16 protein-coding genes are annotated in these 15,017 nt (G+C 47.5%); 4 read left to right on the top strand and 12 right to left on the bottom strand.

Annotated elements, in window-relative coordinates; genetic code table 11:
* The first annotated feature begins 29 nt into the window (after positions 1-29).
* Entirely contained in the window at positions 30-1,775 is a 1,746-nt protein-coding gene (locus ACESLK_RS13045; protein ID WP_373229910.1) for an Rqc2 family fibronectin-binding protein, read from the top strand.
* A 290-nt stretch (positions 1,776-2,065) separates the two neighbouring features.
* Here ACESLK_RS13045 and ACESLK_RS13040 read toward each other — a convergent pair whose 3' ends face one another.
* From ACESLK_RS13040 to ACESLK_RS13000, 9 genes are all read right to left on the bottom strand, one after another.
* A complete protein-coding gene (locus ACESLK_RS13040) occupies positions 2,066-2,902 on the bottom strand; it encodes a PHP domain-containing protein (protein WP_373229908.1) in 837 nt (278 codons plus the stop codon).
* Positions 2,892-3,797 (bottom strand): LysR substrate-binding domain-containing protein, encoded by a 906-nt coding sequence (locus ACESLK_RS13035; RefSeq protein ID WP_373229907.1) that lies wholly within the window; start codon positions 3,795-3,797, stop codon positions 2,892-2,894. The genes ACESLK_RS13040 and ACESLK_RS13035 overlap by 11 nt, the downstream gene beginning before the upstream one ends.
* 126 nt (positions 3,798-3,923) lie before the next feature.
* On the bottom strand, positions 3,924-4,361 hold the full coding sequence (locus tag ACESLK_RS13030; RefSeq protein WP_373229906.1) for a hypothetical protein: 438 nt from the start codon (positions 4,359-4,361) through the stop codon (positions 3,924-3,926).
* A 227-nt stretch (positions 4,362-4,588) separates the two neighbouring features.
* On the bottom strand, positions 4,589-4,855 hold the full coding sequence (locus ACESLK_RS13025) for a YlbG family protein (RefSeq protein WP_373229905.1): 267 nt from the start codon (positions 4,853-4,855) through the stop codon (positions 4,589-4,591).
* Between the two features lie 28 nt (positions 4,856-4,883).
* Positions 4,884-5,378: a YlbF/YmcA family competence regulator gene (locus ACESLK_RS13020; protein WP_373229904.1), complete on the bottom strand. Its 495-nt coding sequence runs from the start codon at positions 5,376-5,378 to the stop codon at positions 4,884-4,886.
* 65 nt (positions 5,379-5,443) lie between these two features.
* Entirely contained in the window at positions 5,444-7,213 is a 1,770-nt protein-coding gene (locus ACESLK_RS13015) for a helicase-associated domain-containing protein (RefSeq protein ID WP_373229903.1), read from the bottom strand.
* Entirely contained in the window at positions 7,210-8,907 is a 1,698-nt protein-coding gene (locus ACESLK_RS13010; RefSeq protein WP_373229902.1) for a DNA repair helicase XPB, read from the bottom strand. Before ACESLK_RS13010 ends, ACESLK_RS13015 begins: the two co-directional genes overlap by 4 nt.
* 126 nt (positions 8,908-9,033) lie before the next feature.
* Positions 9,034-9,474, bottom strand: a complete 441-nt coding sequence (locus tag ACESLK_RS13005) for a CBS domain-containing protein (protein ID WP_373229900.1) — start codon at positions 9,472-9,474, stop codon at positions 9,034-9,036.
* A gap of 69 nt (positions 9,475-9,543) precedes the next feature.
* Positions 9,544-10,722, bottom strand: coding sequence for a M20 metallopeptidase family protein (locus ACESLK_RS13000; protein ID WP_373229898.1), 1,179 nt, complete (start codon positions 10,720-10,722; stop codon positions 9,544-9,546).
* Positions 10,723-10,930: 208 nt separating this feature from the next.
* Here ACESLK_RS13000 and ACESLK_RS12995 point away from each other — a divergent pair, with 208 nt between their 5' ends.
* Together ACESLK_RS12995 and ftsW are read left to right on the top strand one after the other, a co-directional pair.
* Positions 10,931-11,275 (top strand): YugN family protein, encoded by a 345-nt coding sequence (locus ACESLK_RS12995; RefSeq protein ID WP_373229974.1) that lies wholly within the window; start codon positions 10,931-10,933, stop codon positions 11,273-11,275.
* Positions 11,276-11,294: 19 nt separating this feature from the next.
* Positions 11,295-12,485, top strand: a complete 1,191-nt coding sequence (gene ftsW, locus ACESLK_RS12990; RefSeq protein ID WP_373229897.1) for a putative lipid II flippase FtsW — start codon at positions 11,295-11,297, stop codon at positions 12,483-12,485.
* Positions 12,486-12,568: 83 nt separating this feature from the next.
* Here ftsW and ACESLK_RS12985 read toward each other — a convergent pair whose 3' ends face one another.
* On the bottom strand, positions 12,569-12,946 hold the full coding sequence (locus ACESLK_RS12985; RefSeq protein ID WP_373229896.1) for an Asp23/Gls24 family envelope stress response protein: 378 nt from the start codon (positions 12,944-12,946) through the stop codon (positions 12,569-12,571).
* Positions 12,947-13,130: 184 nt separating this feature from the next.
* Between ACESLK_RS12985 and cax the strand changes: the two genes are divergently transcribed.
* Positions 13,131-14,192, top strand: a complete 1,062-nt coding sequence (gene cax, locus ACESLK_RS12980) for a calcium/proton exchanger (protein ID WP_373229895.1) — start codon at positions 13,131-13,133, stop codon at positions 14,190-14,192.
* A 57-nt stretch (positions 14,193-14,249) separates the two neighbouring features.
* Here cax and ACESLK_RS12975 read toward each other — a convergent pair whose 3' ends face one another.
* Together ACESLK_RS12975 and ACESLK_RS12970 are read right to left on the bottom strand one after the other, a co-directional pair.
* Complete coding sequence (locus tag ACESLK_RS12975; RefSeq protein WP_373229894.1) at positions 14,250-14,540, bottom strand: Fpa/YlaN family protein; 291 nt, start codon at positions 14,538-14,540, stop codon at positions 14,250-14,252.
* Positions 14,541-14,773: 233 nt separating this feature from the next.
* Positions 14,774-15,013 carry an HPr family phosphocarrier protein gene (locus tag ACESLK_RS12970; RefSeq protein WP_373229893.1) on the bottom strand — a complete coding sequence of 80 codons (240 nt, stop codon included), beginning with the start codon at positions 15,011-15,013 and terminating at the stop codon, positions 14,774-14,776.
* Positions 15,014-15,017: the final 4 nt, after the last annotated feature.

Here is a 15,017-nt window from a genome sequence, read left to right as displayed (position 1 = left end):
TCCCAAGCGATGTAACAGGAGCTGCCGCTATGTCTTTGGACGGAATTGTCACACGCGCCCTCGTGCATGAGCTTCAAGCTTGCATCAGAGCCCGTATTCATAAAATTTATCAGCCTACAGATAATGAGTTGATTATGCATATAAGAGGACAAGGCGTGAACGGAAAGCTGCTATTGTCAGCACATCCGTCCATGCCGCGAATTCATTGGACAGAGCAAACCTGGGCAAATCCGCAGGAGCCGCCTATGTTCTGCATGCTGCTGCGCAAATATTGCGAGGGCGGCGTGATCGAAACGATCAGGCAGGTCGGTCTGGAGCGTATCATTGAGATCGAGGTTCGGCATCGTGATGAGCTCGGAGATTCTTCTCTTAAAAAAATTGTACTTGAAATTATGGGTCGCCATAGCAACTTGATCCTTCTTGATCCTGTTACGGGAATTATTCATGACGGAATTCGCCACGTAACCCCAGCCATCAGCAGCCATCGGGTCGTGCTGCCGGGCAGCGCTTATATATCGCCTCCGTCGCAAGACAAGGTGAACCCGCTGGAGCAAACGGAAGCGGAATTTAACGAAGTACTAGCTCGTTCCGCGAAGAATGAAGATACAAATTCAAATTCAATAGCACTCTCTACTATTCTTCTTAATGCTTATACAGGACTAAGTCCTCTCCTTGCGAAGGAGATTGAATATCGAGCCAAAGTGCAACAAGATAAGCCCTGGACTGCTTTCCATGAAATGATGGAGCAAGTCGCGAAACACAGCTACGAACCTAATTCTGTCATCTTAGAGGATGGCAAGTCGCTATTCTCAGCCATATCCTTAACTCAAGCACAAGGAGCAGTCCAGAGCTTCACTTCCATGCATCAATGCTTGGATGCTTATTATCAAGATAAGGCATCAAGAGACTTAGTCCGCCAGCGTACGACGGATCTGAATCGGTTTCTCTTGAATGAAGTGGCCAAAAACGAGAAAAAAGTCGTTAAGCTGCAAGAAACCTTGGAGGAAGCGATCGAAGCAGATCTTACTCGCCGCAGGGGCGAGCTCCTTACTGCACACCTTCATCTATATAAGAAAGGCGACAAATCCGTCGAAGTGGTTGACTATTATGACGAGGAGCAGCCGAAAATCTCCATTGCGCTGGATCCTCTTCTTACGCCAAACGAGAACGCACAGCGCTATTTCCGCAAGTACAACAAGTTGAAGAATAGCCGCTCTATCGTTATAGAGCAATTGCAAGCGACGGATTCAGAAATAAAATATTTAGCCTCTGTACTTCAAGGTCTTGAATCCGCGACTCCTAACGACATCGGAGAAATTCGCGAGGAGCTTATCGAACAGGGCTATATTCGGGAACGTGGTCTTAAGCGAGGCATGAAGAAGAAAAAGAAAGGAAGTCCCTCCATTCTCTGCTACACCTCTAGTGAGGGGATTCCGATCTATGTCGGCAAGAACAATACGCAGAACGACTATGTAACAAACCGCTTAGCGATGTCTTCCGATACTTGGCTGCATACGAAGGATATTCCCGGATCTCACGTCCTCATTCGCAGCCCGGAATTCGGGGACGCGACCCTGCATGAAGCTGCAATGCTTGCTGCGTTTTATAGTAAAGCGAGAGCTTCTAGCAGTGTCCCGGTCGATTACACTCGCATTCGTAATGTCAGGAAACCAAGCGGAGCGAAGCCAGGCTTTGTTATCTATGAAGGTCAAAAAACCTTATATATAACTCCTGATGAGCCTTTCATTCAACAAATGCCTTCTACAGTAAAATGAAAAAACAAGGGGCTGTCCCATTATGATATGCCCCCGCTATTTTTCTTGAAGGGTGTAACTCTATGGAGAAACTTGCTGCTTTTCTACCGCTAAATTTCTTCCGATATCTCAATATTGAATGACTAGCTGCAAAAGTACATCTAATTGACCCCCATATCCACTCAATCAGGACATTATAGGCAAATTAGAGGTATGAATACATCTACATCTCCAATAACGATAATATTCGAGAAATTAGCGGCACTTTTACATCAAACTCTACTTGTCCTTCTCCGATTGCCTCAATAGATCTATTTCTGCAAAAGCCGGCTTATAATCTCTATATCGACGCTTCGGCTGCCGATCGAGCCGTGGAAAGCTTCTCCGTCCTTTATACCATGAAAATCAGAGCCTCCCGTCACCAGCTTGCCCCGGCCCATTGCCCACTCCTCATAACGCAGCTCCGATGGAGCATCATGATCTGAATGAAAGGCTTCCAAGCCATCCGCTCCTGAATCTAACAAAGAGAGAACAAGATTATCATCGTTATATATTCCCGGATGAGCAATGATGGCCTTCCCGCCGGCTTCATGAATCCAGCCTATCGCCTCTAAAGGAGTAATTCGCGGCGGACTAACGTTTGCAGGCTTCCCCTCGCCCAAATAACGATCGAAAGCATCCTTAATATTAGCGGCATAGCCTTTATCGACAAGCACCTGCGCGATATGCGGCCTTCCCACCGAACCGCCGCTTGTATGAGCTTTACCTGCTGCATGTTCCAGCTCTTCGATGGAAACAGTCATGCCTAACTCAGCTAATCGTATTAATATTGCGTCATTTCGTCTATGACGTATATTCCTCTGAGAAAGCAATCGACTCTGAAGCAATTGATCATCATGCGATATCCCGTAACCCAATATATGAATATCTTTACCTTCAACGGCTGTACTAATTTCTACACCTGGCACGACAATAATTCTGTATGTTTTTCCCGCCTCTATAGCCTCCGGTATTCCCGATAGCGTATCGTGATCTGTGATTGCGATTGCCGATAAGCCCGCATCCTGAGCCAGCTTGACGTTGACTTCCGGGCGGAACATTCCATCCGACGCTGTTGTATGTGTATGCAAATCCGCTTTATTGATCATGTGACAGCCTCCTTAAATCATGCAGCAAAGCTTCGGCGGGCACCGGGAGGAGTGAAGATTGCAAGCGGATTGCGAAAAATTGCCTATTGAAGCTAACTCCTGTTATTCTGACCGGTTTGAGTAAACCGAGAGCAATTTCGTGCTTAATGGTCCATACAGACAAGATCGATAAGCCTAATCCAGCTTCTACAGCAGATTTGACAGCACCCGTGCTTCCAAACTCGCTAATAACGTGCAGCTGCGATTCCGAAATGCCATGACGAAGCAGCTCCTCCTCCATAATTTGCCGAGTCCCAGAGCCTTTCTCACGCAGCACCAACGGTTCCCTTATCACTTCTTCCAGAGTTACGGCATCACGGGATGCAAACGGATGCTCCGCAGGGATTACCAGCATCAATTCATCGTTCATTACCGGCTCCGCAACGAAACCGGCTACCTCGCAAGGCGCCTCAATAATACCGAAATCCAAGCCATGATGAGCAATCTCATCTATGATTTCAGTCGTATTCATGACCTTCATGTTTACCGAAACCTCGGGAAACCGCCGTAAGAATGACCCCAGCAGTCTTGGTAATACATATTCCCCTATGGTTAAGCTAGCCGCAAACTGCAACCGCCCCTTCAAATCTTCAATATAGCTTACCATCAATACATCGGTGTCCCGCATCAGCTCGACAGCTTTACGCGCTTGCGGCAACAGGCGATGCCCAGCCTCAGTCAGCTCTAATTTCTTGGTCGTCCTGTTGAGCAGCTTCGTTCCGAATCTTTCCTCCAGCGCTTGTACCTGCATGGTGACGGCAGGTTGTGTCATATGAAGCGACTGGGCTGCAGCCGAGAAGCTTCCTCTCTCTGCCACTGTGTAAAAAATATGAAGCTGATGTACGTTCAGAGCCATGCTTCTTCCGCCTTCCGCCCCAACAATTTACCCGCATTATACCACAAGTGATAAACGCGTGTTTTTCCTACAAACTAAAAACAACCAGGTGAGAATAGCTCTCCAGCCCGGTTGCTCTAAATTCCTTTATCGGCGTTTGCGGTTGTTCTTAATCAAGGTCATTCGTCGTGAATGCCTTAGCCACGAATAATACGTTTTCAAATCTCGCAATTCCATCGTCTCGGACATTCGCCCAAGAAAGGTTACGACAATCATTTTATGAAGCGGATTGCCCAGCAAATCGGTGTCAGTCTCGCTAAGCGAGAATTCCGCAACAAAAACGAGATCGTCATCAATCGTATACACGTCCTGCTCGTTCCGATAATAGGAAACGATACGATCTTCCTTCAAGCATTCCCACATGTACTCGGCGATATCTGAATAACCGGTTTTTTCACTCTCCACCCGGTCCGTCCAGCGCGTACGAGCATGGTTGGTAATGATAATATCAACAATCTTCTTATCCCCCAGAACGACATGGAAGGGTTCGTAAGTATGCCAACGCTCAGTGTGTTTGTCCTTCACCGGGCTATCCCCTTCCCGTTTCTAGGTCTTTTAGATCATATTTCAACCGAAAGCCTAGGAGTTTAATCTTATTTTACCGCATTTAATCCCGAGGATACAACAAAAAAATAAAAGCTATCCTTACGTTCCACCTTTTGTATAATAATATATCTATTAAAAAATACGAAAAAAAGTCTCCTAAAGATTAGGAGACTTTCAAATTTAATGGCTGTCTAGAATATCAGCCTTTACTGAAGCCCATAAAAACGCGATTTATCGGGTACATTTTTCTCATATTCGGTTTTGATCTCGTTGCGATAAGAACGTTCGACCTTGCGTACGAAGGGCAGACGCTGTAGGCTGCGAACGGCTTCTTCAGCAACATCGGCGTTCATATACATAACGGCATATTGCATTTTACGAGATAAATAATGCAAAGTTCCGAATTTCTCCAGCCCTTTGGCCGCTTTCGAATCGCTGAACCACACGATATATCCTGTCCGTTCGGCAAACATGTCTAACCTCCGTTATGTGCAAAATCTATTAGCCGCATCCACCCGTGCTGCTGCAAGAGCAGCTCCCGCCATTACCGCAGCCTGAGGCCTTAGGATTGGGATTATTGTCTGGAACCTTAATCGTTGTCGACACGGCATGAGCCAAAGTTCGAGATATATCATTAAGCAATTCATCCATCATGGATTCCGCTGCTTTAAATCTGCGAACGGACTCCACCTGATCTAGACGTCCTTCCATCTCATAAACATGGTCTAGAGCGGCGTTATATTCGGGATGAAACCTTCCGAACCGTTCACATTCGGCGAACTTTTCTTTCGCCTTCGCGAATTGCTTGGTTAAGTTCTGTACCTCGACGTCCTGATGTACTTGCTGTTTCCAATAAACATATTCCGCTGCAAAAGCGGATTGCTTAAGCGAATCCCCGAGCTCGAAGGCATGGGACAAAAGCAGCGCCATATCGGCTGGCTCGTTCTCCATCATACCTTCAACTGCCGCAGGGAGGGTTTGAGTCATACTGGCCATGGGCCTCACCTCACCTTTCGGCTATGCCATACCCTACTATAATAACATAATTCAACGATATTCGGTCAAATAGATTCCAGCTCCTGCAGCGGAGGCAGTAAAATCATAATTTCCCTTATGTCATCTGCCTGAACCGATACAATCCCTTTTTCCGTTAGCCACTGTCCATACACTCGCCAGCTTGAGTCTTCCTCTTCTAGTCTTACGGGAGTAAATGAATGTTGTCCGCTATTCTGACCGATTTGGACAGCTGCCTGCCAATTAATTGCACGGTGGATAATTTCCTTATGTGTGGTTTTATGGTATGTCCGAGGTTGAGAAATCCAGCTCGCGGGTATACTCGACATTCCGGGAAACAATTCATCCTTATTCGGAATTGTCCGATCAGCCTCATATACGGACAACGCATGGCTCCTGTAAATCCAGCCTTGCTCCTTTTTCGAAAGACGATCTGTAGCTGCTCCAGTTGCTGTTGCCTCCGCAGCCTTCGATGAGGCTGGGCCCCTCCGAATTTGTTCCAAAGGGGGAATTCCGATAAGTGGTGCAAACCAATCCTGAAGCGCCCTCAAGCAAGGCTCTGGCAGACTCGTGCCGCTATTTCGCTCCAGAAACGCCACAACGGATTGAACCGAATGTCCAGAATTAAAGGCACGGATACTCGCATCCCGAGTTAAGCGATAGACAAACAAGTGATCTGCTGTCACTCTTTCCGCGATTTCCTCCAGCATCCATCTCTGTTCAAGCACCGTCTCTGGCGGTACGAAGATTTCGCCATCCGGCTGCACAAAGATAGTTTCTGACCTCATAGGGACGGATTGCAAGCGAGGATCTAATCGGTCCTTCTTCCGGAAGACGGGCCTCCCTTTGTACATTCCTCTATCTACCCAACCGAAAGACTCCATAAGATCCAACCACTGATCAACTTTACCCTCTTGTTCACCCATAACCTTAATCGATTCGTCCATCACCCATTTCATGGTTGGCAATGATTGTACAGCTGACGCTGTCAGGTGTAAAGAAGGATCAACTGATCCATATCTTGTCATGATTAGCTCATGTAATCGAAGATCTGCTTCAATAGGAGAAAGAACAAGCCAAGTCTCAAGAATGCAATCGGAAATACGAATTTCATTCCCTTTCTCGCATAAAATCCCACAGTGCAAGCCGATGTCCAGCGCTAGAGCAACTTGGGCTGGGATCTGCTCTGATTGGGGGTAGGTCAATGCTAAACAGTCTAGCTCCCTCTGAATCAGACGCATTTTTGCAGCCATGCGGGCAATGGCAGGACGATGTAAGGCTCCCTTCGCGGTAAAGGCAATCGGTTGACGATAAATCGTATGCCATGCTATTAGCAGCTCTAAGGACAGCGGAAGACGAAAGTCTTTACCAGATTGTGATACCTCCCTCATGTCTTTCTCTGGCAACGCTTCATATTCCACAGGAAGAAGCAAAGGCTGCCACATTGCGAAGGTATCCGCAGGTAAATAAATCAGTTGCTCTCCCCAGGCTTTACGCATAGCAAATAGAATTCCGCTTCTACGCAGACGCGCCACCGCTACTCGAATTTCCGCTCCAGTTAGAAAGTGCCTTACCGTTCCCGTTTTCATTAAACCTTCCAATTCGAATGGCAATCCGGCGAATCGAAGCAATATCCTAGTTAGAACCTCAACTTGGGCAAGGTCGGTGGACTGTTGCCATGTTGCTGCCCATTTCGAACAGCTTAAAATTTGCTCCAGCCCTTCTCCCTGCTCGTAACGTCTTCTAACTGTTGGCTCTGATGAGATAAGCTGTCTGATTGAATCTGATATTCGTTCGATGGACATCTGTAGATTCACGGACTCACCTTCCCTTCGGGCATTGAATCCATGGGGTTCCATAGATCTACCTTATAAGGATAGCCTTGCTCCAGAAGAAATCGCCCTCGGTTACGTGAAAATTCCACCTCATTCGTTCCTTCGCTAACCAAAGAATAGAAGGTTGCCCCTTCGCCTGATACTTTCGGACGCAGGATGCGGCCAAGCCGCTGGGCTTCCTCTTGGCGGGAGCCGAAGCAGCCGGATACTTGAATGGCGACGGCTGCATCCGGGAGATCAACCGCGAAGTTGGCTACCTTGGAAACCAGGAGAACATCGATCTCCCCTTGATTAAAGCGATCGAACAATTGCTTGCGGCGCAAATTGGGCATCTTTCCTGTAATAAGGGGGAGAGACAGCTCGCTCGCAAGCTGGTGCAGCTGATCTAAGTATTGTCCAATAACTAACGTTGGAGAGCCAGTATGCCGCCTAAGCAGGGCTTTGACCACTTCGGCCTTACGCGGATTTTCCCCCGCGATGCGATGACGATTCCGCTTGGATGCATCATTATACAAGATAGCTGCCGCGGGATCGAGCGGTATTCTTACCTCCGTACAATCGGCTTTTGCAATCCAGCCGTTATCCTCCATCGTTTTCCAAGGTATCTCATACCTTTTGGGACCGATAAGAGCGAAAGCGTCTCCTTCACGACCGTCTTCGCGTATTAGTGTAGCTGTCAGCCCTAGCCTTCTCGTGGCCTGAATATCCGCCGTTATCCGAAAGACAGGGGCAGGCAGCAAATGAACCTCATCATAAATGATGAGACCCCAATCCCGATTTACGAATAACTGCAGGTGAGGATAAGACTCCTCCTTTGAGCGGCGATACGTAAGCACCTGGTAAGTTGCAACCGTTATAGGCCTAACGTTCTTTGCTTGTCCGGTGTACTCTCCAACCTCATTAGCCGTTAGGGTTGTATTCTCCAGCAGTTCTGAGATCCATTGGGACACCGACACTCCGTTAGGTGTTAAAATAAGGGTTTCACACTTCAATCGAGCGATTGCACTCATGCCCACCCACGTCTTCCCTGCTCCGCAAGGCAACACAACAACACCGCTTCCTCCTTCCCGAGTTTCGTCACCGAGTAACGCATCGACCGCATCGACCTGATAATCTCTCAGCCTAATGGGTCGGCCGGAATGCGACACAGCTCTCAGTGAAATATCCAGCGCTTGCCCTCTATGAAAACCAGCCTCATCCTTCACGGGATATCCTCGAACGGCAAGCTCACGTTTGATCCATCCTCGCGCCTCCGGAATCAGGCTAACTATAGTTCCTGCAGGTTCGCCAATAAAGGCCGCGGCAATATCCTTCCATGCCTTTAACGCCTTCATCCTCTCCTCTGTATCGGTTTCAAGCGTTAATCCGATTTCAGTGGAGTAAATTCTAATTTGTCCATAACGATTCATTTGGGTAAATATTTCCTCTTCCATGGCTCGAGGCAGCTGGTGGCAGAGACTAGCTAATTGATCTACAACCTCGTCAGCTTTCCACCCTGCTGCCGCAGCATTCCAAAGTGAGACTGAAGTTAGACGATAGGTGTGCAGCACTCCAGGCCGCTTATGCAGCTCCGCGATTTCCCTCAACAGGTTACGAGCATTCTCATATTCAGAGTGTCGTTCATCCAACAGCAGCGTTCCATCTGATTGTGCCCATAACGGACGAGAATTGTTCATTCTGCAACCTCCTTGCAACTACAGCCTTCCCATTCCGATTTCGTTAATGCATAACTAAACGTAATTCCATCCTAAATTAAAAAAAAGGTTCATTTTCCAGCACTGCCGGAAAATGAACCTTTTCGCTCAGTGGGAGTATGCCGACCCCTGATGCACATGCTCGGATATTTCGCTTAATGCTTCGCCAGCTTCGTTAACGAAGATTTCACGGACTGCCAAATCTCCTAAGGAGACGACACCTACAAGCTCCCCGTTCTCAACAACCGGTAAACGGCGAATCTGTCCCGATGCCATAATCGCGGTTGCTTCATCAATTGACGTATTCGGACTTACGGTTTTCACTTCATCCGTCAGTACTTCCCTAATGGATGTAGATCCGGAATGATTTTCTGCGTAACCTCTTATAACCATGTCACGATCGGTAACAACTCCGATCAGCTTGCGGTTGTCAATGACAGGCACGAATCCAATATCATGCTGCTTCATTAACGTTGCGACTTCGACAATACTATCCTGAGGAGTAACGGTCACACAATCTTCTGTCATAATATCGGCTATCTTTCGCAATGGGACTACCTCCTTTTCGGTCTTTTCTAGATTGACCATGATCGGGCTGCCTCATACGAAAAATTTAATTTATTCTTGCAGCTCAGAAGCTGCGTCATCCGATACCGCGATAAGAAGTCTTGCGGCTTGGAGCATCGCCTTCTCTTCAATATCGAATCGGGGGTGATGGTGAGCCTCGGAAGCCCCTTCATCGTTACCTGCACCCACGAAGAAGAAACAGCCCGGCTTTTGTTGCAGATAGTAGGAGAAGTCTTCCCCGGCCATGATCCTCTCGCAAGGCTCTATGCCAGATTCAGGCAATAATTCAGATATGATTCGAAGAACTCGGCTCGTTTCCTTGTCATCGTTCACAACCGGCGGATATCCCTCGATATATTTAAGCTTATACTCACACCCGTATAATTCGCATGTGTGCTTGACGATCTCTTCCAGGCGCTTACGTACGATTGAGCGAATATTGGAATTAAAGGATCTTATCGTACCGCTTAATCGGCAGCTTTCGGCGATTACATTATTAGCCGAGCCTGAAGCGAACTGTCCGACAGAAACAACAGCCGCATCCAAAGGATCGACACTTCGAGCTACGATCGTCTGTAATGCCATAACAAGCGAAGCACCCGTTACAAGCGCATCCTTGCTATGATGAGGTAAACCTGCGTGACCGCCATGACCAATAATTTCAATCTCGAATTCGTCCGGGGTCGCCATGAAGGGTCCAGGCCGGGTTCCTGCCCTGCCATAAGATAACGGTGACCACAGGTGAACGCCATAGATGATATCTACGCCGTCAAGCGCGCCTTCTTCAATCATGCGGATTGCACCGCCGGGCAATATTTCTTCTCCAGGCTGAAATAAGAATACCCGCGTACCTGCGGTTTCATCCTTATGAATACTGTAGTAGCGGGCGATCGCGAGGAGTTGTGCAGTATGGCCGTCATGTCCGCAGGCATGCATAACTCCGGGGACCGTCGAACGATAAGGGCAACTTTTCTCATCTTGAATGGCTAGAGCATCAATATCCGCACGAAGCGCTATAGTACGACCAGGCAAACGACCGGAGAGCTTAGCAACAATACCCGTTCCGGCAACGCCTTGACGGACCTCTAGTCCCCAAGACTCCAATAAGCCGACAATCATGCGCGAGGTTTCATATTCATGAAAAGAGAGCTCCGGGTGCTGATGCAAATGCCGGCGCCATTTCACCATGTCGCCATACAGTGACTGCAGCGTCTGTTCCTTTAATTTCAAGGTGGCGCCCCCCTTTTCCGTGTCCCATTTGTTTGTACCATTGTATCAGAAAGCATACTCCTACGTAACCTTACCTTCGCTGCATATGAAGAAAAATGTCAATGAACGTTCGAACTTGTGTGCTGATGCGGGCTTGCAGAAGGTCCGTAAACCGTCTATCATGGAATGGAACCATGCACGTTTTGACCTTCCAAAGGAGGATTATTTTATGTTGCTCGACAATACAGGATTAAACGGAATGCGCAGTGATCTCGGACATTTGGACGAATCCGGAGACAAATTGGGATTCGTTCGCTGGCAGTGGGAATATCGCCGTGCTACATACGACCTGAAGCTTGAAGACCGCACGAACGGAGAGGATTATTTCCTCCGTATTACGACTCGCGCGATCGAAGGAAAACTCGAAAATCCTGATGCTATACTTGAGGTGGAAGCCGTCTATATCGGCCGTGCAACTTTCCCGCATGGTCTTGATTACGAATCCCCCATACCACAACCTATCCTAAATATCGCAACACAGCGAGTGCAGGAATTGAAAAAACTGTTGTCTTGACGAAGCGGAGGATGCAGAGATGAAATCATCGGAGAGCGGCCAGCGCGGAACGCCGGATTTTCTGCTGCTTATTCTGACGCTTCTGCTTGTTGGTTTCGGTCTGATCATGGTGTTCAGTGCTAGCTCCAGTATGGCAGTCACCAAGGAATTGTATAACTATGATTCCTTGTATTTCGTGAAAAGGCAACTGATGTTTGCTGGGATTGGCACGCTGTCTATGTTAGTGCTAATGAACATTCACTTCGCGAAGTATAAGAAGTTGTTTATTCTTTTCTTTGTTGGAACGCTCTTATTGCTTATGATCGTCCCCTTCGTTGCAGACGTAAGGAACGGAGCTAGAAGCTGGCTAGACATTGGCGGCTTCGGCATACAACCGACTGAATTCGCCAAGCTCGCCATCATTCTCTATTTGGCTGCGATTATCGCGAAGAAGGATGAGAACTTCCGCGATTTCAAACGGGGGTTGCTGCCCGTGATGATTGTCGTTGGTTTCTTCGCCTTCCTGATTATGCTGCAGCCAGATTTCGGCTCTTGCGTTATCCTCGTGATGTGTGCCTCCGCGATCGTTATAGCCGGGGGCTCCAACCTCAAGCATATCATGTTGTCCTCGGCTGTACTGATTGGACTTGCCGCACTTGGGACAAGCTTCTATTTCTTGATCAATCCCGAAGCAGATTTCGGATTTCGGGGCGACCGTTTCACTTCCTTCCTCGACCCATTAGCTGACCAGCAGGGAAACGGCTATCATTTGATCCGTTCTCTCGAAGCTTTCGGTCATGGCGGCTTGAATGGAGCAGGTCTTGGGAACAGCGTACAGAAATTATTTTACTTGCCTTATGCATACAACGACTTCATTTTTGCCGTCATTGCTGAAGAGCTAGGCTTTATCGGTACAACGATTTTCATCCTGTTCTATATTTTCTTCCTATGGAGAGCGCTCATCGTCTCGCTTCGTTGCCCGGATATTTACGGCACCCTAATCGGAGTTGGTCTTGTATCCTTGATTGCGATTCAAGCTCTCATTAACATGGGCGGTGTCAGCGGCGCTATTCCCATTACCGGAGTAACTCTGCCCTTCATCAGCTATGGAGGGTCGTCGATGCTGACATTATTGATTGGAATGGGGATATTGCTTAGTGTTTCCAGAGAGTATAACCGTGTGGAACGGGATAGCAGCGCTCCTCAAACGACCAGATCACGGCAAACCTAAATTAGTCGCAAAAAAAGTGGTGGACAGGATTATTCCTGCTCCACCACTTTTTTAGTTGAACACATCCAATCAGCAGAAATGGATTATTTCACACGGTGAGCATCATCCGTTTCCTCATCCTTGAAGGCTACGCCTTCTACCTTCACATTCACTTCCACAACGTTAAGACCGGTCATATTCTCTACAGCTTCACGTACATTATCCTGAAGTCTTCGTCCGACCTCTTGAATCGGAATTCCATACTGCACCACGATTCTTAAATCAATTGCGGCCTCCACTTGTCCGACCTCGACGGAAACTCCTTTTTGTGCGTTACGTCCACTTAATCGCTTGGCCAAGCCCTCTGAAATCCCACCTGACATGGCGGCTACTCCAGGAGTCTCTAAAGCTGCCAATCCTGCGATTGTAGCGACGACATCATCCGAAATACGAATCAATCCTTGTTGCTGCTCTTCCGTCATGAGGGCCCACTCTCCCGAACCTAATATGCTTCCATTGTAAAGGAAGACCCGCCTATAAGCAACCGCATGTATTCCAGCATATCCCAAATCACAATTAAGCTTTTCGTTTACTTCAAATTACTTTTTGGTTATAGTATTTAATGCCTATCATTAAGAAACCCTAATTAGAAAATGAGGTGTCGAATTGATCAAAAGAATGTTTTTCCCCTTAATAGCAATAACTTTTATATTGAGCGCCGTGTCTCATTATATGCATTGGGGAGCGGAAATCGAATTCGCCTTCGCAGGCTTAGCGATATTATTCGCGGCCGGTCTACTCGGCAAAGCAACCGAATCTGTTGCCCATTATGCGGGACAGCGGATAGGGGGCTTTCTCAACGCTACATTTGGGAATGCAGCCGAGCTCATCATCGCCATATTTCTGATAAAAGAAGGACTATTCGAAATTGTGAAAGCGAGTTTGACAGGTGCAATCATTGGTAATCTGCTCCTCGTACTTGGTGCTAGTGCTCTTGCGGGAGGCTTGAAGTATAAGGAGCAGAATTTCAATGTGCATCTCGCCGGTCAGAACGCTACACTTATGTTACTCGGCGTTATCGCGCTGTTCGTCCCTGCAATCTTCGTTAAAACCGAGCATATCAGCACGGAAAACACGATGACGATTAGCATTATCGTTGCAGCCTTTCTTATTTTCGCTTATTTGGGATGGTTGTTCTATTCGATGTTCACGCATAAGGACATGCTGGAGGATCATATGGATACGCAAGCGGACCACGGCGAGAAGCCTGCTTGGAGCAGAAGAACGTCCATTATTTTCCTGCTTATCGCTACTGTAATGGTCGCTTTCATAAGCGAATGGCTCGTACATACCCTTGATACTTTCTCAGCGCGCTTCGGCTTGTCCGATTTGTTCGTCGGAGCATTTGTAGTTGCGATTGTAGGTAACGCCGCAGAGCATAGCGCAGCAATCCTGCTGGCGATGAAGAACAAGATGGGAGCTGCAGTTGAAATCGCTGTAGGCAGCAGCTTACAGATCGCACTGTTTGTTGCTCCTGTATTGGTATTCATCAGCTTGCTATTCGGCCAACAGATGGATCTTATCTTCACGACGATCGAGATCGCAGCCATCGGCGTTGCCGCATTGATCGCCATATCGATCTCCAGGGATGGGTCGACAACTTGGTTCGAGGGTAAGCTGTTGCTTATTGTCTATGCGATGCTTGGCGTTTGTTTCTTCTTCGTGTAACAATCGTTCCAACACACCTTTACGCAATAAAAAAAGAAGAGTGAGCACCCCTGGGTGCTACTCTTCTTTTTTCTCCAACGCTTCGTATAAAATCGCCAGGTTACGTTCAAGCTGGCTAATCAACAATTTACCCGCACCTTCGTCCACCAAACCTGTCCGCACCGCGAAATCAACCGCTCTCGAGAAGCCATACATCTGAGTGTCCAGCACTTCCTCATACAGCGGGCATTTGCGGGTTGTCAGATTTTCCATCTGGATCGCGATCAGCTTTTCGATTTTATCGGCATCTTCCTGAAGAAGACGTAACGCCTTTTGATTCAGATCGATGATTGTATCCGATGTAGCCATTCTCACTCCCCCTGTGCCCATACTCCCATTCCCAAGCGAACTGTGCGCTAGTGATGTAACAAGCACTCCAGTCATCTCTAGCTATCACTTTTATATTAGACGATATTAAGCAGAAGCACAAGGACGGGGTATCCAATTTGCCAAAACTCATTCTCATTTTCTCGTTTCATAATAAAAACGCCCCGTCCGTGGACAAGGCGCTTCATTCAAAGAGCAAGAGTATTCCGTGCTTACTATTCCATTACTTTGACTTTTAGGCTATGTTTGGCGAATACTTCTCCAAGTTCCTTCTTAGCCTCTTCGGCATCAGGACCGTGAACATGAAGCTCATAAGAAAGATTACCAACTAACGTGGTAAATAATCCCAGGATGCTTTTTACATCAATGTACTTGTTCTCGGCTTGAAGAACGATTGAAGAACGGTACTTGTTAGCGGTTTGAGATAGTTCTACGATCGCCGCGTTGTTAGACATGGGA

The sequence above is a fragment of the Cohnella sp. genome (genome assembly GCF_041640265.1).
In the GTDB taxonomy this organism is placed as follows: Bacteria; Bacillota; Bacilli; order Paenibacillales; family Paenibacillaceae; genus Cohnella.
This window is presented reverse-complemented; position numbering and strand designations above follow the sequence as displayed.

Excerpts from the sequence above, each read along its gene's own strand:
- ACESLK_RS12975 (WP_373229894.1), bottom strand. The coding sequence starts at position 14,540 with ATGGCTACATCGGATACAATCATCGATCTGAATCAAAAGGCGTTACGT.
- ACESLK_RS13035 (WP_373229907.1), bottom strand. The coding sequence starts at position 3,797 with ATGGCTCTGAACGTACATCAGCTTCATATTTTTTACACAGTGGCAGAG.
- ACESLK_RS13025 (WP_373229905.1), bottom strand. The coding sequence starts at position 4,855 with ATGTTTGCCGAACGGACAGGATATATCGTGTGGTTCAGCGATTCGAAA.
- ACESLK_RS12985 (WP_373229896.1), bottom strand. The coding sequence starts at position 12,946 with ATGACGGAAGAGCAGCAACAAGGATTGATTCGTATTTCGGATGATGTC.
- ACESLK_RS13020 (WP_373229904.1), bottom strand. The coding sequence starts at position 5,378 with ATGGCCAGTATGACTCAAACCCTCCCTGCGGCAGTTGAAGGTATGATG.
- ftsW (WP_373229897.1), top strand. The coding sequence starts at position 11,295 with ATGAAATCATCGGAGAGCGGCCAGCGCGGAACGCCGGATTTTCTGCTG.
- ACESLK_RS13045 (WP_373229910.1), top strand. The coding sequence starts at position 30 with ATGTCTTTGGACGGAATTGTCACACGCGCCCTCGTGCATGAGCTTCAA.
- ACESLK_RS13010 (WP_373229902.1), bottom strand. The coding sequence starts at position 8,907 with ATGAACAATTCTCGTCCGTTATGGGCACAATCAGATGGAACGCTGCTG.
- ACESLK_RS13040 (WP_373229908.1), bottom strand. The coding sequence starts at position 2,902 with ATGATCAATAAAGCGGATTTGCATACACATACAACAGCGTCGGATGGA.
- ACESLK_RS12970 (WP_373229893.1), bottom strand. The coding sequence starts at position 15,013 with ATGTCTAACAACGCGGCGATCGTAGAACTATCTCAAACCGCTAACAAG.
- ACESLK_RS12995 (WP_373229974.1), top strand. The coding sequence starts at position 10,931 with ATGTTGCTCGACAATACAGGATTAAACGGAATGCGCAGTGATCTCGGA.